The sequence below is a fragment of the Anaeromyxobacter sp. SG64 genome (genome assembly GCF_022690745.1).
Lineage (GTDB): Bacteria > Myxococcota > Myxococcia > Myxococcales > Anaeromyxobacteraceae > Anaeromyxobacter > Anaeromyxobacter soli.
Genome location: NZ_JALCZB010000032.1, coordinates 25,289 through 46,107, shown reverse-complemented (window position 1 = coordinate 46,107; position 20,819 = coordinate 25,289). Strand labels below are relative to the sequence as shown.

The window sequence follows — 20,819 nt, the reverse complement described above, 5'->3', positions numbered from 1 at the left end:
GAGGACGACGCGCGGCTCGAGGCGCTGCTCGCCGTGATGTCGACGCTCGACGACACGTGCCTGCTGCACCGCGGCGGGCCGCGCGCGCTCCAAGTCGCCCAGCGCGGCGCCGCGGCGGCGCTCCGGGCGGGCGGACCCGGCACCGCGGCCGGCCGGGCGGCGCTGCTCGCGCTCGACGCCGAGCTCCTCGCCCTGAACGTCTCGCCCGGCGGGAGCGCCGATCTGCTCGCCGCGGTCCTGTTCCTCGATGGCGTCGGCGCCGAGCTCGCGCCGCCGCGGAGGTGATGCATGGAGACCCTCGAGTTCCGCTACCCCGCCCGCGATCCCGTCGGGCGCCGCGCGCACGTCGGCGTCGTCGGCTCGGGCGACCTGGAGGTGCTCCTCGAGCCCTCGGGGGACGGCGAGGCGCGCGTCCGGATCCGCACGACCGTCGACGGCTACGGCCAGGTCTGGCGGAACGTCCTCGACCGGCTCTTCTCGCGCTACCACGGCGCGGCCGCCATCGAGGTGAACGACTTCGGCGCCACCCCGGGGATGGTGCTCCTCCGCCTCGAGCAGGCCATCGAGGAGAGCGCGCCATGAGCGCCCCCGTGACGGAGCCTCGACCCCTCGCCCGCGAGAGCTTCATCGAGCTCACCGCGCGCGAGCGCGTGCGGGCCGTGCTCGACGCGGGGCGTTTTCGCGAGCTGCTCTCGCCCTTCGACCGGCTCCACTCACCGTGGCTGGAGCGGCAGGGGGTCGTGCCCCAGGAGGACGACGGCGTGGTGCTCGCGCGCGGCCGGATCGACGGCGAGCCGGCCGTCGTGGCGGCGGTGGAGAGCGGGTTCCAGGGCGGCAGCATCGGCGAGGTCGCGGGCACGAAGATCGCCTGCGCCCTGGAGCTCGTGGCGCGGGACCACGCCCGCGGCGTCCCGACGCGCCCCGTCCTCCTGCTCGAGACGGGCGGCGTGCGGCTGCAGGAGGCGAACCTGGGGCTCGCGGTCATCGCGGAGATCCACGCGGCCATCGTCGCCCTCCGTCCTCGCGTGCCGGTGGTCGGGGTCGTGGCGGGGATGGTCGGGTGCTTCGGCGGGATGTCGCTCGCGGCGGCGCTCTGCAGCCACCTCGTCATGACTCGCCAGGCGCGCCTCGGCATGAACGGCCCCGAGGTGATCGAGCAGGAGGCCGGGCTCGACGAGCTCGACGCCTCGGACCGCCGGCTCGTCTGGAGCCTCGTGGGCGGCGAGCAGCGCCACGCGACGGGCCTCGCCGACGCGCTCGTCGAGGACGACGTCGCCGCAGTCGCCGCCGCGGTCCGCGCCGCGTTCCGGAGCGGGCGCCCGGCCCGGCACCGCACCGAGCAGGTGGAGCTCTTCCTCGATCGCCTCGCGGCGATCGACCCGGCCGGACCGCCGGAGCCGGCGGCGCTCCGGCAGGCGTGGGGAAACGAGGAGGGCGCATGAGCGGATCGAGCTGCAGCGCGAGCCGCGGCGCGACGTGGCTCGCGGCGCTCACCGGCGCGGACGGCGCGGTGCAGGGCGGCCCCGCGTCGGTGCGGGTGGTGGACGCGCCGCTCGGCGAGGAGCGCGCGCGGTTCCTCGCCGTGGTGCCGGACCCGGGCAGCCGCTTCCCGCGCGCGCGGAGCGGCGAGGTGGGCCTCGCGGAGGCGTGGGCGCTCGCCCGCCACGTCCGCGAGGCGATCGCCGCCGACGCCGACGGCGGGCGCCGCCCGCTCGTCGCGATCGTGGACGTGACGAGCCAGGCGTACGGACGGTGCGAGGAGCTGCTCGGGATCCACCTCGCCTGCGCGGCCGCCGTCGACGCCTACGCGACGGCGAGGCTCTCGGGCCACCCCGTCGTCGCGCTGCTCGTCGGGTCCGCCATGTCGGGGGCGTTCCTGGCGCACGGGTACCAGGCGAACCGGATCGTGGCCCTGGACGATCCGGGCGTCCTCGTGCACGCCATGGGCAAGAGCTCGGCGGCGAGGGTGACGCGCCGCTCCGTCGCGGAGGTGGAGGCGCTCGGGGAGAAGATCCTGCCGATGGCCTACGACGTCCGTGCGTTCGCGCGGCTCGGCCTCGTCGACGAGCTCGTCGGCGGCGTGAACGCCGACGCACCGACAGGCGACGACGCCGCGCGCGTCCGGCGATCCCTCGTCGCCGCCGTCGCGAGCGCCCGCTCCGGGGCGCGCCACCTCGGCTGCAGGCTCACCTCCGCGGCGGCGCGGGAGACGCGCGCCGCGTCGATCGAGGTGCGGCGCAGGCTCGTGGAGCAGTGGTCGGGTGCATGAGGGGCGCGAGGCCCGCGAGGTGGGAGGCATGAGTCACGCCGAGCCCGGCGGGCGAGCCGGCCCCGCGCGCCCCGAGGGGTCGGTGCTCCCGCACGATCTCCTCGTGCTCGCGCGCCCGGACGCCCTCGAGCCCGAGTCCCCGCTGCCGCCGTGGGCGCCGGCGCGCCTGCGCCTCGCGCCGCTCGTCGTCGTCCGGCGCGCGGCTCCACGCGGGACCGCGATCCCCGTGGGCGTGCGCGGCGCGGAGCGTCGCGAGCGCTTCGCGGCGTGGCTCGCGCCCCAGGCCGTCGCGGCCCGGGTGACGCCCGAGGAGCTCGCCCGCGCGGCGCGCTGGCGCGAGCGGCGTTCACGCCTGCCCGCGCTCGCGGCGCTCGACGCCGCCTTCGAGATCCTTGCGGCGACGGGGCTCGGGTGGGGACCCGTCGGCGCGGTCGGGTTCGAGCTCGCGAGCGGCGTCCCGTCCGTCTCGGCGACGAGCGACCTCGACGTGCTCGTGAGGGCCCCTGCGCGCGTCCCCGCGGCGAGCGCGCGCGCCCTGCTCGCCGCGCTCGCCGGCCTGGCGGCCCGCGTGGACGTGCAGCTCGAGACGCCCGCGGGCGGCGTGGCGCTCGCGGAGCTCGCGGCGGAGCCGCGGACGGTCGTCGCCCGGACCGCCGCCGGGCCGCGCCGCGTCGCCGATCCCTGGCAGCCCGGCGCGGGCGCGGAGCGCCTCCCGTGAGCATCGCCCTCCTCTGCCCGGGCCAGGGGGCGCAGTCGCCGGGGTTCCTGGATCGCCTCCCCCGCCACCCGGCGGTCACGGCGACGCTCGACGAGGCGAGCGCGGCGCTCGGGCAGGACGTCCGCTCGCTCGACGACGCGGCCGCGCTCGAGTCCACGGTCGCCGTCCAGCTCACCACGGTGGTCGCCGGCGTCGCGGCGGGCCGCGTGCTCGCGGCGGAGGACGGCGCGCCCGACGCGGTGGCGGGCCTGTCCGTCGGCACGTTCACCGCGGCGGTGCTCGCCGGCGCGCTGCCGCTCGCCGAGGCCGTGCGCGCCGTGCGCCTCCGCGCCGAGCTGATGGAGGGCGCGTTCCCGCGCGGCTTCGGGCTCGCCGCGGTCGTCGGTCTGCCCGAGCGGCGCGTCGCCGCGCTCGTCGCGGAGGTGACCGGGCGAGGTCCTTTGCACGTCGCCAACGTGAACGCGCCCGCGCAGATCGTCCTCGCCGGCGCCGACGCGGCGCTGGACGAGGTGCTGGACCGGGCCCGGGTGGCGGGCGCGCGCAGGACGGAGCGGATGGCGGTCGCGGTGCCGTCGCACTGCGCGCTGCTCGCGCCGGTCGCTGCGCGACTCGCCGCAGCGCTGCGCGACGTCGCGCTCTCCGACGCGCGCGTGCCGTACGTCACCTCCGGCCGCGCCCGCCCGACCCGCGACCGCGAGCGGATCCGGGACGACCTGGCCCGGAACGTGATGGAGCCCGTGCGCTGGCACGACGCGACGACGGTGCTCGTCGAGCTCGGGGTGCGGCTCTTCCTCGAGGTGCCGCCGGGGCGCACCCTCGCGACGCTCGCGGCCGAGGCGTTCCCCGAGGCGCGGGCGGTCGCCGTCGAGGACGCCGGCGCCGCCGCGGCGGCCGCGCTCGCCCGGCGCGAGCGCCGCCTGGAACCCCTCTAGCCTGGCACCTTGCGCGCCGCGCTGCGGGCCGCGGCCGCCATGCTCGCGACGACGTCCGCGAAGCGCGCGCCCTGGATCTCCACGTGGGCCCGGACGTGCTTCGCCGCGAGCTCCCCGTCGCCTCGCCCGATCGCCTCGACGACGAGCTGGTGCTCCGCGAACGACGACTCCATCCGCCCGGGCACGCGCAGCTGCAGGCGCCGGAACGGGCGCAGCCGCCGGTGCAGCTGCGTCGCCTGCTCGGCGAGGAACCCGTTGTGGCAGGCGGCGTACAGCGCGAGGTGGAACTGCTCGTTCAGCCGGTAGTACGCGTCGGGATCGTTCGCGCGCATCGCCTGCTCGCAGGCCGCGTGCGTCGCGCGGAGCACCGCCCGGTCCTCGTCGCTGCTGCGCCCCGCCGCGAGCCGCGCGCAGGCGGCCTCGAGCTCGGCCATGACGTCGAACATCTCGCGCAGCCGCTCGGGAGGGATCTCCGCGACGACGGAGCCCCGCCGCGGACGCATCTCCACGAACCCCGCCGACGCGAGCTGGATGAGCGCCTCGCGGATGGGGGTCCGCGACACGCCGAAGGTCTTCGCGAGGTCCATCTCGTCGAGGCGCGCGCCCGGCGGGTACTCGCCGACGACGATCCGCTCCTCGATCCGCTCCCGGAGCTGCTCCGAGAGCTTCGTTCCGATGACTTGTTCCAATGCGCCCCTCTCGCCGTCCACAGCATACAGAATACACGAATGGACGGGCGCACGTGAACTGCGGTGTCCGCAGCGCCACGCTCGGGGCGAGCTCCGCTCCCGGGGCGAAGCGCGCTCACTCTCCGTTCGCCGTCCCCGTCCGCGGCGACGGCGCGATCGCGGGCTTCTCCTCCGCCGCCTTCACCACCTGCCCCGGCGCCGGCGCGGCGACGCCGCTGCCGGGCTCGATCGTCGGAGCCGCCGGCTGCGCCGCCGTGGCCGCCGTGGCCGCGGGGACGCACTCCGGGACCTTCGCCGCGATCACCGTCTTCTTCGACGTCGCCTTGCGCTTCGTCGCGGTCGTCGCCGGCTGCGACGGAGCGGGCGCGCACGCGAGGGCGGCGGGCTCGGCGGGCGTGGCCGGGGCGGCGAGCCAGGGCGTCGCGTTCGCGAACGCCACGGGCGCGGTCGCCGGGCTCGCGCGCTCCGTACGCTCCTTGCTGTCCATCTGCGCACGCCCGTCGCTCGAGGCGGTGGCGGTCGCGGTCGCCGGCGGGGAGGCCTTCTTCGCCGCCTCGCCGAGCGCCGCGGCGAGCTGCTCGTGGCTCGCGTACATCCGGTCGTGCTCGAGCTCGGAGCGCTTGCGCAGCGCGTCCCGATCGCCGGCGACGTCCGCGAGGCGCTCCTTCGCGAAGGAGAGCCGCTCGTCCGCGGCCTCGAGCCTGCCCTTCAGCGCGTCGTTCTCGGCGAAACCGGCGCGCGCCGCGTCGCTCGCGCACGTGGCGAGCACGTTCGCCTCGCGGTCCTGCGGCATCGGCTCGCCGCGGCTCCACGCGGCGAGCGCCCGCATCTGCCAGCGGTAGTCCTCGCGGGCGACGCACTCCTGCACGAGGCGGGTGAGGCGGTCGTCCGACCAGGGGGACGCGGTCCGCGCGCAGGGGCCGACGTCCTCGCGGACCTGGCCGAAGATCTTCTCCGTCCGGCGCACCCAGCAGCCGTCCCGCTGCGTCACCTTCACCGAGGTGCAGCCGCTCACCGCGGCGACGAGCACGATCGCGCTCAGAGCCCTCATGTGCGCCCCCCATCGGCCGACCCGGACGGCAGCCGGCATTCATCTTAGGGAGCCGCCGGCACCCCGGGCAGCGCTCGGACTCCGCGTGAGACGCCACGGGCCCCACCGCGGACGCGCGGGCGCCGCGGCGGGGGAGTTGCCCGGAGACCCCCGCAGGCGGACGCGGCCGCGAGCGGGCAGTGCTCCGGCGAAAGAGTCCCTCCGGCCGACGGCTCGTCGCTCCGCCTGGTGAATCAGCGTCCGAGCTCGCAGCCGGGCCAGGCACGCGAGGTGTCGGGCCTCGCGCATCCAGGTCTCCTCCAGCCCGAGGCTGCATGACAGCGTGGCCAGGGAGGTACTCGGACGGGGCGACGGGCGGCGGAAAACCTGCTACCTTGAGGTGCTTCACATGCAGCGCCCCATCCTCGAAGCCGCGCTCGCCCCCGCTCCCGCCGTCCGGGAGATCCCCTTCAACTACACGTCCGCCGACGACCGGGCGGCGATCTCCCAGCTCCTCGGCCCGGAGCTGTGGGCGAAGCTCGAGGAGCTCCGCAGCCTCCGCGTCACCGGGCGCAGCGCCCGCCTGCTGATGCGGTTCTTCGGCGAGCTGCTCATCCATCGGCGGAACGCGTTCCTCTTCCAGGAGCTCGTGGACTCGGGGGCGCGCCGGCGCCGGTTCTTCCGCAACATCGAGAAGGACCTCGGCCTCGTCGGGCGGAACGCGAACGGCGAGCCGCGCGTGACGGAGGTGCTCGGCGCCTGCCGGAAGCTGCTCGTCGCCTTCCGCGCGGACGTCGAGGGCGCGGGCGAGCTGCGCGGCCGCATGCTGCGCGTGCTCGGCGCGGTGGTCGGCAAGGACAACGTCCTCTTCGACCCGTTCACGCTCGTCTCGCACGCGACCGACGCGACCGACTGGCGCCTCCACCTGCCCGTCGCCGTCGTGATGCCCGACGACGAGCGGCAGGTCGCGCCGCTCCTCGCCGCCATCGGCGGCCTCGGGCTCAAGGCGATCCCGCGCGGCGCCGGCACCGGCCTCACCGGCGGCGCCGTCCCCCTGCGGCCCGGCTGCGTGGTCGTGAACACCGAGAAGCTGAACCGGATCCGCGGGATCGCGGACCGGCCCTTCCGGCTCGGCGACGGGCGCGAGGCGACCGCCAAGGTGGTCGAGCTCGAGGCGGGGGTCGTCACCGAGCGCGCGATGGAGCACGCCGGCGAGCGCGGCCTCGTGTTCGCGACCGACCCGACGAGCGCGTGGGCCTGCACCATCGGCGGCAACATCGCGGAGAACGCGGGCGGCAAGGACTGCGTCCTGTGGGGCACCTGCATCGACAACCTGGTGTCGTGGCGGATCGCGATGCCCTCGGGCCGCCAGTGGACGGTGCGCCGCGTCGATCACCGCCTGCGCAAGATCCTGCCGGAGGACCCCGTCACGTTCGACGTCGTCGAGGACGATGGCCGGCTCGTGAAGCGGATCGCCCTCACCGGCGCCGACATCCGCAAGAAGGGGCTGTGGAAGGACATCACCAACAAGGCGCTCGGCGGCGTCCCGGGCCTGCAGAAGGAGGGCACCGACGGCGTCATCACCTCCGCCGAGTTCGTCCTCTACCCGGAGTACGAGGCGAAGCGCACGCTCTGCCTCGAGTTCTTCGGGCCCGACTTCGACGAGGCCTCGCGCGTCATCCTCCAGCTCGCCCGGGCCTTCCCCTTCCCCGACGGCGGCAAGGAGGCCCTCACCGCCCTGGAGCACTTCGACGACGAGTACGTCCGCGCCATCGACTACAAGGTGAAGGCGCCGCGGCCGGAGACGCCGAAGGCGGTGCTGCTCGTGGACGTGGTGGGCCACTCGGGCGAGGAGGCCGCGCGCGGCGTGGACCGGATCCGCCGCATCCTCGACGAGCACCCGAACACCGAGCTCTTCGAGGCGCGCGACGCGGCGGAGGCGAAGCGCTTCTGGGCGGACCGCAAGAAGCTCGGCGCGATCGCCCGCCGGACGAACGCCTTCAAGATGAACGAGGACGTCGTCCTCCCGCTCGAGGCGCTCGCCGAGTTCGCGCGCTTCATCGAGGCGACGAACGTCGAGGAGGAGCGGCACGCGCAGCGGCGGTTCGTCGAGCGCGCCGAGGAGATCCTGCGCGTCGCCCCGCCGCCGAAGGACGACCCCGAGTGGCTCGCGCGCAAGATCCCCGCGGCGCTGGCGCGCTGCGCCGCCGCGATGGCGGCCCTCGACGGCGCGGACGCGCGGGCGCTCCGCGCGCTCGAGGCGATCGAGGCCCTCAGGCGCGAGCTCGGCCAGCTCGTCCGCGGCTACGCCGGGCTCCTCGCCGCGCTCGACAAGGCGCACCGCGAGGTGCGCGACCGGCTCGTCGTGCTCGCCACCCACATGCACGCCGGCGACGGCAACGTGCACGTGAACGTGCCGGTGCTCTCGAACGACCGGCCGATGCTCCGCCGCGCCGAGGAGGTCATCGACGGCGTGATGGCCAAGGTGATCGCGCTCGGCGGCGTCGTCTCCGGCGAGCACGGCATCGGCGTCACGAAGCTCAAGTACCTCGAGCCCGAGCGCATCCGGGAGCTCGCCGCCCACCGCCGCGAGGTCGATCCGGGCGGGCTCATGAACCCCGGCAAGCTCGAGGACCTCGACGTCCTCGGCCAGGTGTTCACCCCCTCGTTCAACCTCCTCGAGCTCGAGGCGCGCATCCTCCAGCACGGCCAGCTCGAGGCGCTCGCGAAGGCCATCGCGCACTGCGTCCGCTGCGGCAAGTGCAAGGCGGACTGCTGCGTCTACCACCCCGCGCGCGGGATGTTCTTCCACCCGCGCAACAAGAACCTCGCCATCGGCGCGCTCATCGAGGCGCTCCTCTACGACGCGCAGCGCGAGCGCTCGACCCAGTTCGAGCTCCTCCGCTGGCTGGAGGAGGTGGCCGACCACTGCACCATCTGCCACAAGTGCGCGAAGCCCTGCCCGGTGGACATCGACTCCGGCGAGGTGTCGGTGCTCGAGCGCGAGATCCTCGCGAGCTGGGGCTACAAGCGCACCAGCGTGGCGACGCGCGCGACGCTCGCCTACCTCGACAGCCGGTCGCCCGCCGCGAACGCCGCCTTCCACGGCGGTCTCGTGCGGCTCGGCGGCGCGATCCAGCGCGCCGCCTGCGCCGTCGCGGCGCCGCTCCAGCCCGAGGACGCCCGCCGCGCCCCGTACGCGCTCCAGGTGCTGCGCTCGCCGGTGCCCCCCGTGCCCGCCGAGACGCTGCGCGACGTGCTCCCGCCCTGCGAGCAGGATCAGGTGCTCGTGCTCGAGCCGGAGGGCGGGGACGCCGAGCGGAGCGTCTTCTACTTCCCGGGCTGCGGCTCGGAGCGGCTCTACTCGCACGTGTCGATGGCCGCGCTGCACGTGCTCGTCTCGCTCGGCGTGCGGGTCGTCGTCCCGCCGCCGTTCCTGTGCTGCGGCTTCCCGGCCCACGCGAACGCGAAGGCGGAGCAGCACTCGCAGACCGTGCTCCGCGACACCATCCTCTTCAGCCAGATCCGCGAGATGTTCAGCTACCTCGCGTTCGACGGCTGCGTGGTCACCTGCGGCACCTGCCGCGAGGGGCTCGAGGCGATGGAGGCCGGGAAGCTCTTCGGCGGGCGCATCGTGGACGTCGCGCGCTACGCCGCCGAGCGCGGCCTCTCGCTCGCGCCGGCCGCTCCCGGCGAGGCGCCGGTCCTCTACCACGCGCCCTGCCACGACTCGCTCGACGGCGAGGCGGGCGCGGTGCTCGCGCGCATCGGCGGGTTCGGCAAGGTGGAGGCGGTGCCGCACTGCTGCTCGGAGGCGGGGACGCTCGCCCTCTCGCGGCCCGACATCACCGACGCCATGCTCCACCGCAAGCGCGAGGCGATCGCCGAGGCGATCGAGGGTCGCCCTCGCGGCGCGGTGGTGCTGACGAACTGCCCCTCCTGCGTGCAGGGGCTCGGGCGCAACGCCGCGCTCGGCGTCGAGCCGAAGCACCTCGCGATCGCGCTCGCCGAGCGGCTCACCGGGCCGGACTGGCGCGAGCGGTTCCGCGCGCAGGCGGCGCGGGCGGCGGCGGTGCATTTCTGACACGGGGGGACTGCGTCCCCCGCCCCTGCTCGGCGGGGCCCGTGAACCTGCGCGCCCGCTTTCGCGGGTGCGCGCAGGTTCCCCGCCGGAGGGCTTCGCCCCTCCCGCGCTTCGCGCGGGGCCCTCCCGCGAATTGTCCTGTGCTGCGTCCCCGCGGCGCCCGGCTCGGCTCGGGTGCGCTCCAGCGCGCACCGCTGAGCACGCACGCTTTGCATTCTCGCGGCGTGACCCCGGACACAGAGTCCGTGGTCGCCGCGCCTGCGATTCGGGCAGACTGCCTCGCTTCCGGGCAGGGATCGCGCCCAAGCCCCAAGGAGCAGTCAAATGGTCATGAAGGACGAGAAGCTGGAGTCGATCTACCAGGACGTGCTGCGTCGCAACCCCGGCGAGGCCGAGTTCCACCAGGCAGCGCGGGAGGTCCTCGAGTCGGTCGGACCCGTGCTGGCGAAGTACCCCGAGTTCCGCGAGCGCAAGATCATCGAGCGGATCATCGAGCCCGAGCGGCAGATCATCTTCCGCGTGCCGTGGCAGGACGACAAGGGCGAGGTCCACGTCAACCGCGGGTTCCGCGTGCAGTACAACAGCGCGCTCGGCCCGTACAAGGGCGGGCTCCGCTTCCACCCGTCGGTCTACCTCGGGATCATCAAGTTCCTGGGGTTCGAGCAGATCTTCAAGAACGCGCTCACCGGGCTGCCCATCGGCGGCGGCAAGGGCGGCTCGGACTTCGACCCGAAGGGCAAGTCGGACGACGAGATCATGCGCTTCTGCCAGAGCTTCATGACCGAGCTCTGGCGGTACATCGGTGAGCACACCGACGTCCCCGCCGGCGACATCGGCGTGGGCGGCCGCGAGATCGGCTACCTGTACGGTCAGTTCAAGCGGCTCACCTCGCGGTACGAGGCGGGCGTCCTCACCGGCAAGGGGCTCGACTACGGCGGCTCGCTCGTGCGCACCGAGGCGACGGGCTACGGCGCCACCTTCTTCGTCGAGGAGATGCTCAAGGTCCGCAAGGACTCGTTCGACGGCAAGCGCTGCGTCGTCTCCGGCTCCGGCAACGTCGCGATCTACACCGTCGAGAAGATCCACCAGCTCGGCGGCAAGGTCGTCGCCTGCTCCGACTCGAACGGCTACATCCTCGACGAGAAGGGCATCGACGTCGAGCTCCTGAAGCAGCTCAAGGAGCAGGAGCGCCGGCGCATCAAGGACTACGTCGAGTACCGCAAGCACGCGCGCTACGTCGACGGCGGCAACATCTGGGAGGTCCCCTGCCAGGTGGCCATGCCGTCCGCGACGCAGAACGAGATCAACGGCAAGGACGCCGCCCTGCTCGTGAAGAACGGCTGCATCGCCGTCGGCGAGGGCGCGAACATGCCGACCACGCCGGAGGGCATCCAGGTGTTCCTCCAGGCGGGCATCGCCTACGGCCCGGGCAAGGCCGCGAACGCCGGCGGCGTCGCCACCTCCGCGCTCGAGATGCAGCAGAACGCGTCCCGCGACTCGTGGACCTTCGAGTACACGGAGAAGCGGCTCGCCAACATCATGAAGAACATCCACCAGACCTGCTTCGAGACGGCCGAGGAGTTCGGCGCCAAGGGCAACTACGTCGTCGGCGCGAACATCGCGGGCTTCATCAAGGTCGCGAAGGCGATGGTGGCGCACGGGTTGATCTGATCTCACGGGGGCTGCGCCCCCGCCCCGTCGACGGCTGACCGCCGTCGCCGGGGTCCCCACCCCTGCTCGGCGGGGCCCGTGAACGGTCGCGCCCGCTTCGCGGGTTCGCGACCGTTCCCCGCCGGGAGGGACTGCGTCCCTCCCCGTCGCTTCGCGACGGGGCCCCTCCCTGCGGTCGTCGACGGCTGACCGCCGTCGACGGGGTCCCAGCGGTCATGCCGGGGGGACGCACGAGGCCGCGTCCCCCCGGTCCCCCGCTCGCTCCGGCGCAGCCTCATCCGGCTGCGCCTGCGCTCGCCAGTACCCCGGCCTTCCGCCCGCCGCGAAGGCTCCCGGCCGGGAAGCGCCCGTCGTAGACCGCCGGGAGCGGCGACGCTCACCCGGCGCGCAACGGCTCCTCGACGACGAGGACCCCCACGCCCACGATCGCGCCGCCGACGCGGACCGGGAACCAGCTCTCTCGCCAGCGGCGGCTCGTGCCCGGCGCGGCGGGGGTCTCCCCCAGCGTCACCGACTCGATCGACCGCCCGGTCTCGAGCACCGTCCTGAACCTGACCGCGAGCTGCTCTCCGGGGAGGCCCGGCAGCACCTGCAGCGGCGTCCGGCCCAGGTGCGCGGCCGCGGGGACGCCGTTCATCGCCTCGAGGCGCGCGTTCACGCGCGTGTAGCGCATCTCGCGGTCGAAGAGCGCGAGCGCCACCGGGGCCGCGCCGAACAGCGCGTCGAGCACCCCCGCGCTCCACTCGGTCTCGAGCCGGCTCCTCGCCACGGCCTCGTAGAGCCGGGCCCGCGCCAGCGCCTCCGCGCAGGGCGACGCGACGAGCCGCACGAAGGCGCGATCGTCGTCGTCGATCGCGCGCTCCTCCGGGAACGGCACGGTCAGCGCCCCGAGCGTCTCGCCCGACGCGAGCAGCGGCACCGCCGCCCAGGCGCCCTGCGCCTCTCGCGCCGGATCGGCGGCCTCCGCCGGGAAGCGCGCCTCGAGCTCCGCCCGCGACGAGAGCCACACCGCGCGTCCGGTGCGCACCACCTCGGCCGCCAGGGTGGGCGCGTCGATCGGGAAGACCGTGCGCGCCGCGCCGCCGCGCGGCACGTGCGTGAGCCGGTCGGCGCGGTCGAGGGCGTGCAGCTCCGCGCCCGCGGCGCCGATCGCCGCCATGGAGCCGGCGGCGATCTCCGCGACGTCGGTGGCCGTGGCCGCGCCGGAGAGCGCGGAGGCCGTGGACTGCACGCGCGCGAGCCGGCCTGCGAGCCGCCGCTGGGCGTCGAAGACGCGCGCCCGCTCGAGGGCCTGGGCGCACTGCTGGATGAGGGCGAGGGCGTCGTTGCGGGCGTCCTCGCCGAGCGGGCGCGCCACGTCGAGCCCGAGGACGACGACGCCGGCGTCCCGGCCCTCGACCCGCAGCGGCACCGCCGCCCACGGCTCCCCGGCGGGATCGAGCGCAGCCCCGAGCGCCGGCGACGCGGCCGAGATCGCCTCGCGACCCGCGATCCAGCGCGGCGCGTCCTCCGGTGGCGGCGCCGCCACGCGCGCGAGCGCAGCGCCGGCGACGCCCTGCGCCAGCACGAGCTCGAGCTCACCCGTCGCGCCCCGGTGGAGCACCGCCCCGCCGCGCGCGCCCATCGCGATGAGCTCGCGGAGCGCGATGGCCGCGACCTCCTCGGGCGTCACCGCCGCCGACAGCTCCGACGTCGCGCGCTGGAGGCGGGTGATGCGCTCGGTGAGCTGCCGCTGGACGTCGTACAGGCGCGCCCGGTCGAGCGCCTGCGCGCACTGCTGCGTCACCGCCTCGATGAGCGCGCGCTCGTCCGCGTCGAAGGCGCGGGGCCGCGAGAACCGGAGCCCGATCGCGCCCCGCCGGCGGTCCAGCACGAGCGGGACCGACGCCCAGGCACGATCCCCCTCCTCCGCCGCGAGGTCCGCCGCCGCCGGATACCGGGCCGCGATCTCCGCGGGGTCGCGCAGCCACACCGGCGCGCCGGTGCGGAAGGCGTCGACCTGCGGCACGGTCGCGTCCGGACCGACCCTCCGGTACCGGTCGCGGAAGCGCTCCGAGAGCCCGACCGAGGCGACGAGCTCGAGCACCTCCGGCTCCCGCTCCAGGAAGAGGGAGACCGCGCGGGCCCCGACGAGCGCGAGCCCGCGCTCGAGCACGATCGCGGCGACGTCCTCCCGGGTGATGGCCCCCGCGAGCGCCACGCCGAGCGCGTGCAGCTCCTCGTAGCGAGCGAGGCGCTGCGCCAGGGAATCGGACGAGTTGCTGGGGGAGCGCGGCACCACCTGCCGCAGGATTATCAGGTCCGTGAGAGGGCCAGCGGTCCTGATCGGGCTCTGCCCCCCGGCGCGCCCGCGCGGCGCGCGCCGCTCCCCGTCCCTGGCGTTACAGACCGCTCACCATGGCCTTCTACCAGGACCCACCTCGCCTCTCGAACGCGTACCTCGCGGACCCGCTGCTGCGCGAGCTCGTCGCCCGCGCGCTCCCCGGGGCGCTCCAGGACGTCGAGCCCGAGCTCACGCACCTCGGCGAGCTCTCCGCGGGCCGGCTGTTCGCTCAGCAGGCCGCGGAGCGGCACCTCGAGCCGCGCGTCGAGCACTGGGACGCGTGGGGCCGGCGGGTGGACCGCATCGAGGTCACCCCGCTCTGGCGCGAGGCCGCCGCGCTCGCGGCGCGGCACGGCCTCGTCGCCGCGGCGTACGAGCGGCCCCACGGGCCGGCGTCGCGCGTGTACCAGCTCGCGCTCGTCCACGTGCTCGAGCCGTCGCTCGACGTGTACGCCTGCCCGCTCGCCATGACCGACGGCGCGGCGCGGGCGCTCCTCGACGGGGGCAACGCCGCGCTCGTCGAGCGCGCGCTGCCGCGCCTCACCTCGCGCGATCCCGACCGCATGTGGACGAGCGGCCAGTGGATGACGGAGCGCACCGGCGGCTCCGACGTGTCCCTCACCGAGACCGTCGCGCGCCGCGACGGCGACGGCTGGCGCCTCTTCGGCACGAAGTGGTTCTCGTCGGCGACGACCGCGGAGGTGGCGCTCGCGCTCGCCCGGCCGGAGGGCGCGCCCGCGGGATCGCGGGGGCTCGCGCTCTTCTACCTGGAGACCCGCGAGGCGGACGGGACGACGAACGGAGTCCTCGTGAACCGGCTGAAGGACAAGCTCGGCACGCGGAAGCTCCCCACCGCGGAGCTCACGCTCGACGGCGCCCGCGCGGTTCCCGTGGCAGGGCTGTCGGGCGGCGTCCGCGCCATCGCGCCGATGCTCACGGTGACCCGCACCTGGAACGCGATCGCCGCGGTGGCCGGCATGCAGCGCGCGCTCGCGCTCGCGCGCGACTTCGCCCGCCGCCGGACCGCCTTCGGCGCTCCGCTCGCGCAGAAGCCGCTCCACGCCGACACGCTCGCCGGCCTCGAGGCGGAGCGCGAGGGGGCGGCCCTCCTCGCGTTCCGCGCGGCGGCGCTCCTCGGCGCGACGGAGGCGGGCGCGGCGAGCCCCCCGGAGCAGCTCGCGCTGCGCGCCCTGACGCCGCTCGCGAAGCTCACGACCGGGAAGCAGGCGGTCGCGATCGCCTCGGAGGCGCTCGAGTGCTTCGGCGGTGCGGGCTACGTGGAGGACACGGGGCTGCCGCGGCTCCTCCGCGACGCCCAGGTGCTCCCGGTGTGGGAGGGGACCACGAACGTGCTCGCGCTCGACGTCCTGCGCGCGCTCGCCGGCGAGGGCGTCCCGGAGGCCCTGACGGCGGAGATCGTCGGGCACCTCGAGGCGGCCCGGGATCCCGCGCTCCGACCCGCGGTGGAGGCAGGCCGCGCCGCCCTCGAGCACGCCCGCGCCTGGCTCGGCGCCGCGGCAGGCCCCGCCCTCGAGGCGGGCGCCCGCCGGTTCTCGCTCACCCTCGGCCGCACCCTCGAGCTCGCGCTCCTCGTGTCCCATGCCCAGTGGTGCCTCGATCACGGGCGCGGCCCGCGCGCCGCGGCCGCGGCGCGTCGCCTCGCGCGGCACGGGGTGGACCTCGTCGCGGAGGAGCCGGGGGCGGAGGAGCTCGCGCTGCTCACCGGGCCGGCCGCGGACGGGGGCGCAGGCTGAGCGCGCGAAGACGCTCCCCTCTCGACCCCTCCTCTCCCCTGCTACGCTGGCATTCCCATGCCCCGCGACCCGCTCCCCTCCTCGGGCCCCCCGCCCCGCGCCGCGACCCTCCGCGACGCGCTGCGCCGCGCGCTCCGCGCGGGCCCCGCCACGGCGAAGGAGCTGTCGATGGACGTGGGGCTGCGCGAGCGTGACGTCGCCGAGCACCTCGCCCACCTGGCGCGGTCGCTCGAGCACCGCGGGGAGAAGCTCGTCGTCGAGCCCGCGACCTGCGTCGCCTGCGGCTTCGTGTTCGAGGACCGCTCGCGCCTCACGCGCCCGGGGGCCTGCCCGAGGTGCCGCAGCACACGGATCGACCCGCCGGTGTTCCGGATCGAGGGGGCGAGCTCGGACGGATGAGCGGCCGGAGCGACTACTCCATCGCCTCGCCGCTCGAGACGGGGTGCGCCGGATCCTCCTGTACCACCACCGCCTTCACGTTCACGAACTCGCGGATGCCCTCGCGCGCGAGCTCGCGGCCGTAGCCGGAGCGCTTCACGCCGCCGAAGGGGAGGCGCGGGTCGGAGGCGACCATCGCGTTCACGAAGGTCGCGCCCGCCGCGAGGTCGTCGATGAACCGGCGGCGCTCCTCGGCGTCGTTCGTCCACACGCTCGAGCCGAGGCCGAACGGGACGTCGTTCGCGACGGCGATCGCCTCGTCCACGCTCCGCACGCGGTACAGCGCCGCGACCGGCCCGAAGATCTCCTCGCGGTAGGCGGGCGACGACGGCGGGATGCCCGTGAGGACGGTGGGCGGATAGTAGGCGCCCCGGCGCGCGAGCGGCGCCCCGCCGACGAGCACGCGCGCGCCGGCCTTCACCGCCGCGGCCACCTGCGCGACGAGCTTGTCGCGCTCCGCCTGGCTCGAGAGCGGCCCGACGTCCGTCCCCGGCTCCATCGGGTCGCCCACCTTCAGCTCCGCCATGCGGGCGACGAACGCCTGCGCGAAGCGATCGAAGACGGCGTCGTGGACGATGAAGCGCTTCGCGGCGATGCAGGACTGACCGTTGTTGATGGTCCGCGCGGTCACGGCGGTCGCGACCGCGTGCTCGAGGTTCGCGCTCGGCATGACCACGAAGGGATCGCTCCCGCCGAGCTCGAGCACGGTCTTCTTGATGACTCGCCCCGCGGTCGAGGCGACCGCCGCCCCCGCCGCCTCGCTGCCGGTCAGGGTCGCGGCCGCGACGCGGTCGTCCTCGACGATGCGCGCGACGCGGGAGGAGCCGACGAGGAGCGCCTGGAACGCGCCCTCCGGGAAGCCTGCCTCGCGAAAGACCTCCTCGATCGCGAGCGAGCACTGCGGCACGTTCGAGGCGTGCTTGAGGAGCCCGACGTTGCCGGCCATGAGCGCGGGCGCGGCGAACCGAAAGACCTGCCAGAACGGGAAGTTCCACGGCATGACCGCCAGGACCGGGCCGATCGGGAGGAAGCGGACGAAGGACCGCGTCGCGGCGGCCTTCACCTCCTCGTCGGCGAGGAAGCGCTCCGCGTTCTCGGCGTAATAGCGGCAGACCCAGGCGCACTTCTCCGCCTCGCCGACGGCCGAGCGGAGCGTCTTGCCCATCTCGAGCGTCATCGTCCGCGCCCAGTGATCCTTGCGACGGTCGAGCACGTCGGCCGCGCGGGTCATGAGCGCCGCGCGCTCCGCGAGCGGCCGGAGGCGCCAGCTCCGGAACGTGTCGGCGGCCCGCGCGAGCTTCGCCTCGAGCTCGGCGTCGGTGAGCTCGTCGAAGCGGGCGAGCACCTCGCCCGTGGCGGGGTTCACGGACGACATCGTGGCCATGAGATCCCTTCCTTTCCGCGCGTCGAACTTCGGCGGTAATGTCGGTGCGTGTCCCATAGCACGGAGCGAGCGACGTCGCCGCGCCCCTGGCACGTGATCGCGGCGTCGGCCGCGACCGCGCTGTGGGCCGGGCTCGTCGCCTGGAGCCCGCCCGACTTCTTCAGGATCGCGGCGCCCTTCAGCGTCGCCTGGATCGCCCTCTCCGCGACCGCCGCGCCGCCCGGCCTCTCCGCGCGCCTGCGGCCGCGCGCCGCGGACGTCATGCTCGGGCTCGGGACCGGCGCCCTGCTGTACGGGCTCACGCGTGCGTTTCTCTGGGTGACGTGCGGCGGCCTCTCCGAGGCGCTCTGCAGACCCCTCGTCGAGATGTACGTCCGGTTCGAGACGCGCGCGCTCTTCCCGGCGCTCGCGCTCCTCTTGCTCGTCGCGCCCGCCGAGGAGCTGTTCTGGCGAGGGGTCGTGCAGGCCCGGCTCTCGGCGCGGCTCGGCGCGGGCCGGGCGGTGGCGCTCGCGACCGCGCTCGCGGTGGTGGTCGCGCTCGTGAGCGGCGAGCCGTTCCTCGCCCTCGCGACGCTCCCGACCTACGCGCTCTGGGGCGCGCTCGCCGCGTGGCGCGGCAGCCTCGTGCCGGCCATCGTGAGCCACGCGACGTGGAGCGTCCTGGTCGCCTCGCTCGCCCCGCCCGTGTGATCACGAGGGCTGCGCGCGGACCCGCGGCGCCGCGCCGGGCCGCGGGCCGCGTCACGCGGCGCCGCGCGGAGGGCCCGCCACCGGCAGGGTGAACCAGAAGAGGCTCCCCGCGCCGAGCCGGCTCTCGACGCCGATCCTCCCGCCGTGCGCCTCCACGATCGCGCGCGAGATCGCGAGGCCGAGGCCCGTCCCGCGGTACGCCGCGTCTGCGCCCCGGCGGTACGGCTCGAAGATCTCCCCGAGCTCTTCGGGGGCGATGCCGGGCCCGGTGTCGGCGACGGCGAACCGGACCGCCGCCTCCTGCACGTCGGCGCGGACCCCGATCCTCCCGCCCGCGCGCGTCACCTTCACCGCGTTCGAGACGAGGTTCCCGATGACCTGCAGGACGCGATCGTGATCCGCGCGGACGAGCGGGAGGTCCGGAGCGGCGTCGACGTCGAGCTCGACCCCGTGCTCTCGGACGACGACCTGCATGGACTCGACCGCCTCCCGCACGAGCTCGCCGGGGCGCTGGGGCGCCGGCGCGACGGAGAGGCGACCCGCCTGGATGGCGGCCACGTCCAGCAGATCCCCGATGAGCCGCTCCATCCGGCCGGCGGACCTGCGGACGACCTCCGCGATCGAGCGCACCGCCTCGGGCGAGGCCGTGGCGGCGATGACCTTCAGGCGGTGAGCGCTCATGCTGATCGCGGAGAGCGGCGTCCGGAGATCGTGCGACACCACCGCGAGGATCTGCTCGCGCGCGCGCGTCTCGCGCCGCGCCGCCTCGAGCAGCCGGGCGTTCTCGATGGCGAGCGCGGCGCGCCGGGCCAGCTCGAGCGCGATCGGGACGGAGCGCTGGTCGAGGCGCCGGCCGGAGGTCGACATCCCGAAGGCGAACGCGCCGATCACGCCCGCCGGCCCGCGCAGCGGCACCGCCAGGTAGGAGCGGATGCCGAGCCGCTCGAGCATCGCCCGCCCCTCCGCGGTGGCGCCCACGCGCTCGGGGAAGCTCGGGTCCGCGTCCTCCACGAGCTCCGTCGTGCCTTCCCGCAGGACGCGCCCGAGCCCCCGCGGCGCCTCGAGGTCGATCGGGTACCGCTCCAGCACCTCGCGGGCGAGCGCGCGGCGGTCGGGATCGGCCGTGTACACGGCGACGCGCTCGAGCCGCGGGCCCGGCTCGAGGAGCACGAGGGCGCACCAGTCGGAGAAGTCCGGCACCGCGAGCTCCGTCGCCCGCTCGAGCCGGGCCGTGAGCTCCGGCTCGGCGGCGAGCTCGTCGCTCACCCGGGACAGCAGCGCGAGCTCCTGCGCGCGAGAGGCGAAGAACCGCTCCCGCACCTCCGCCGCGGATCGCGCCGCCTCGGTGACGGCCTCGTGCAGCGCCCGCTCGAGCGCCGCGAGCGGCTCCACCGCCAGCGCGCCCGCGTCCGCCCAGGCGCGCACGATGCAGCCGCGCAGCGCGGACAGCTCCGCGATCACCGTCTCGACGTCCACGCCCTGCGCGGCGCGGCTGCGGCCGTGGTCGCGGGGATCGCCCTCGGGTTCGCCGCCCGCGAGCTCCGCGGCGACTCGATCCAGGATCGAGGGGACGTCGTCCCGCAGCGCGGCGCGGTCGAGCCCGCGCGCGCCGGGGAGCGCGCGCGCCGCCGCCTCCCACGCGCGCAGGATGCCCTCCCTCCGGGCGCGGAGCACCTCGCCGGCGGTCACGGCGACGCACGCAGGTGAGCCGTCGCGAGGCATCGGGTCAGCCCCGACGCGGATGCGGGGTGGGAGGGGCGGCGGCGGCCGGCGCGGCGAGCCGGCGTTGCCGGGGCGCGAGGCGGTCGACGAGGGCCTCCTCGGCGGAGACGACCCACCCGCGCGCGCCCCGAGGGCGCCGCCCCGCGTCCGTCGCGAGCGCCCGCCGCGCGGCGTCCTCGAACCGCGTGCGGGGCGGGAGCGACGCGAGCGCCCAGTAGCGATCGTCGCGCGGGAGGAGATCGTGCGAGAGCCCCTGCACGAGCTCGCGCACCACCTCCCAGGGCGCGTCCGAGACGAGCTTGAGCCACAGCGCGGAGATCCGCGGATGCGGGAGCGGCGCATCGATGGCCGGCAGCGCGCGGCCGCGCAGGGCCGCGACGCGCTCGAGGATCTCGCGCACCGAGAGCACCTCGGGGCCCGGGAGGTCGTACCAGGCGCTCTCGGGGAGCGGCACGTCGAGCGCGGCGACGAGCGCCCGGACCACGTCCTCCACCGCGATCGGGCAGGACCTCGACCGGGCCCAGGCCGGCAGCACCATCACCGGGAGCCGCATCGCCAGGTCCCGCACGATCCGCCAGGAGGCGCTGCCCGGGCCGACGATCATGGATGCGCGGAGCTCGAGCGCCGGCACACGACCGGCGCGCAGGATCTCGCCCACCGCGAGCCGGCTCGCCAGGTGCCTCGATGGGCGGCCACGCGGCGCGACGCCGCCGAGGTAGACGATCCGGCCGACGCCCGCGTGCTCGGCCTCGCGCGCGAACGCGGCGGCGGACCGCCGCTCCGCCTCGACGTAGTCGTCACGCCCGCTCCCCATGCCGTGGACGAGGAAGTACGCCGCGCGGACGCCGCGCAGGACTCCCGGGAGGTCCGCCGGCCGCATGACGTCCGCGCGCACCCACTCGACCCCCGGGGTGCGATCGACCGGGCGGGAGCGGGTCGTCGCGCGGACGGCGATCCCGGACGCGAGGAGCGCGGGGACGAGCGCCCGCCCGACGAACCCGGTGGCGCCGGTGACGAGGACGGGGCCCCCACCGTTCCCGGTGCCGCTCGCCCCGCGCGACGCCCTCTTCGCAGGCCCGCTCACACGGGAACTCTGCGATCCCGGACCGCGGCGC

17 protein-coding genes are annotated in these 20,819 nt (G+C 75.7%); 11 read left to right on the top strand and 6 right to left on the bottom strand.

The features are described 5' to 3' along the window. From MNZ29_RS11825 to mdcH, 6 genes are all read left to right on the top strand, one after another. On the top strand, positions 1-285 hold a 285-nt coding region (locus MNZ29_RS11825; protein ID WP_242355355.1), incomplete at its 5' end, for a triphosphoribosyl-dephospho-CoA synthase. 3 nt (positions 286-288) lie between these two features. Further along, positions 289-582: a malonate decarboxylase subunit delta gene (locus MNZ29_RS11820; protein ID WP_242338655.1), complete on the top strand. Its 294-nt coding sequence runs from the start codon at positions 289-291 to the stop codon at positions 580-582. Next, entirely contained in the window at positions 579-1,442 is an 864-nt protein-coding gene (locus MNZ29_RS11815) for a biotin-independent malonate decarboxylase subunit beta (RefSeq protein WP_242338653.1), read from the top strand. Before MNZ29_RS11820 ends, MNZ29_RS11815 begins: the two co-directional genes overlap by 4 nt. After that, positions 1,439-2,269, top strand: a complete 831-nt coding sequence (gene mdcE / locus MNZ29_RS11810) for a biotin-independent malonate decarboxylase subunit gamma (RefSeq protein WP_242338651.1) — start codon at positions 1,439-1,441, stop codon at positions 2,267-2,269. The genes MNZ29_RS11815 and mdcE overlap by 4 nt, the downstream gene beginning before the upstream one ends. A gap of 28 nt (positions 2,270-2,297) precedes the next feature. Beyond that, positions 2,298-2,987: a malonate decarboxylase holo-ACP synthase gene (locus tag MNZ29_RS11805; protein ID WP_242338649.1), complete on the top strand. Its 690-nt coding sequence runs from the start codon at positions 2,298-2,300 to the stop codon at positions 2,985-2,987. After that, on the top strand, positions 2,984-3,919 hold the full coding sequence (gene mdcH / locus MNZ29_RS11800) for a malonate decarboxylase subunit epsilon (protein ID WP_242338647.1): 936 nt from the start codon (positions 2,984-2,986) through the stop codon (positions 3,917-3,919). Before MNZ29_RS11805 ends, mdcH begins: the two co-directional genes overlap by 4 nt. Here the strand turns inward: mdcH and MNZ29_RS11795 are convergent. Further along, the gene (locus MNZ29_RS11795) at positions 3,916-4,608 is read right to left on the bottom strand and encodes a GntR family transcriptional regulator (protein WP_242338645.1); all 693 of its coding nucleotides are present in this window, start codon (positions 4,606-4,608) and stop codon (positions 3,916-3,918) included. The genes mdcH and MNZ29_RS11795 overlap by 4 nt on opposite strands. A 115-nt stretch (positions 4,609-4,723) precedes the next feature. Continuing rightward, positions 4,724-5,659, bottom strand: coding sequence for a hypothetical protein (locus MNZ29_RS11790; protein ID WP_242338644.1), 936 nt, complete (start codon positions 5,657-5,659; stop codon positions 4,724-4,726). A gap of 388 nt (positions 5,660-6,047) precedes the next feature. Between MNZ29_RS11790 and MNZ29_RS11785 the strand changes: the two genes are divergently transcribed. Together MNZ29_RS11785 and gdhA are read left to right on the top strand one after the other, a co-directional pair. Further along, positions 6,048-9,722: a DUF3683 domain-containing protein gene (locus tag MNZ29_RS11785; protein ID WP_242338641.1), complete on the top strand. Its 3,675-nt coding sequence runs from the start codon at positions 6,048-6,050 to the stop codon at positions 9,720-9,722. A 324-nt stretch (positions 9,723-10,046) separates the two neighbouring features. Next, a complete protein-coding gene (gdhA, locus tag MNZ29_RS11780; RefSeq protein ID WP_242338639.1) occupies positions 10,047-11,393 on the top strand; it encodes an NADP-specific glutamate dehydrogenase in 1,347 nt (448 codons plus the stop codon). Between the two features lie 376 nt (positions 11,394-11,769). Here gdhA and MNZ29_RS11775 read toward each other — a convergent pair whose 3' ends face one another. Next, positions 11,770-13,674 carry a GAF domain-containing protein gene (locus MNZ29_RS11775; protein WP_242355353.1) on the bottom strand — a complete coding sequence of 635 codons (1,905 nt, stop codon included), beginning with the start codon at positions 13,672-13,674 and terminating at the stop codon, positions 11,770-11,772. Between the two features lie 116 nt (positions 13,675-13,790). Between MNZ29_RS11775 and MNZ29_RS11770 the strand changes: the two genes are divergently transcribed. Together MNZ29_RS11770 and MNZ29_RS11765 are read left to right on the top strand one after the other, a co-directional pair. Continuing rightward, the gene (locus tag MNZ29_RS11770; protein ID WP_242355351.1) at positions 13,791-15,470 is read left to right on the top strand and encodes an acyl-CoA dehydrogenase family protein; all 1,680 of its coding nucleotides are present in this window, start codon (positions 13,791-13,793) and stop codon (positions 15,468-15,470) included. Positions 15,471-15,527: 57 nt separating this feature from the next. After that, positions 15,528-15,869 (top strand): transcriptional regulator, encoded by a 342-nt coding sequence (locus tag MNZ29_RS11765; RefSeq protein WP_242355349.1) that lies wholly within the window; start codon positions 15,528-15,530, stop codon positions 15,867-15,869. 13 nt (positions 15,870-15,882) lie between these two features. Here MNZ29_RS11765 and MNZ29_RS11760 read toward each other — a convergent pair whose 3' ends face one another. Beyond that, positions 15,883-17,292 (bottom strand): NAD-dependent succinate-semialdehyde dehydrogenase, encoded by a 1,410-nt coding sequence (locus tag MNZ29_RS11760; RefSeq protein ID WP_242338632.1) that lies wholly within the window; start codon positions 17,290-17,292, stop codon positions 15,883-15,885. Positions 17,293-17,340: 48 nt separating this feature from the next. Here MNZ29_RS11760 and MNZ29_RS11755 point away from each other — a divergent pair, with 48 nt between their 5' ends. After that, complete coding sequence (locus MNZ29_RS11755; RefSeq protein ID WP_242355346.1) at positions 17,341-17,982, top strand: type II CAAX prenyl endopeptidase Rce1 family protein; 642 nt, start codon at positions 17,341-17,343, stop codon at positions 17,980-17,982. A 51-nt stretch (positions 17,983-18,033) separates the two neighbouring features. Here the strand turns inward: MNZ29_RS11755 and MNZ29_RS11750 are convergent, their stop codons facing one another. Both MNZ29_RS11750 and MNZ29_RS11745 read right to left on the bottom strand, forming a co-directional pair. Further along, positions 18,034-19,704 (bottom strand): ATP-binding protein, encoded by a 1,671-nt coding sequence (locus MNZ29_RS11750; RefSeq protein WP_242355344.1) that lies wholly within the window; start codon positions 19,702-19,704, stop codon positions 18,034-18,036. Positions 19,705-19,708: 4 nt separating this feature from the next. Further along, positions 19,709-20,788 carry an NAD(P)H-binding protein gene (locus MNZ29_RS11745; RefSeq protein ID WP_242355342.1) on the bottom strand — a complete coding sequence of 360 codons (1,080 nt, stop codon included), beginning with the start codon at positions 20,786-20,788 and terminating at the stop codon, positions 19,709-19,711. Positions 20,789-20,819: the final 31 nt, after the last annotated feature.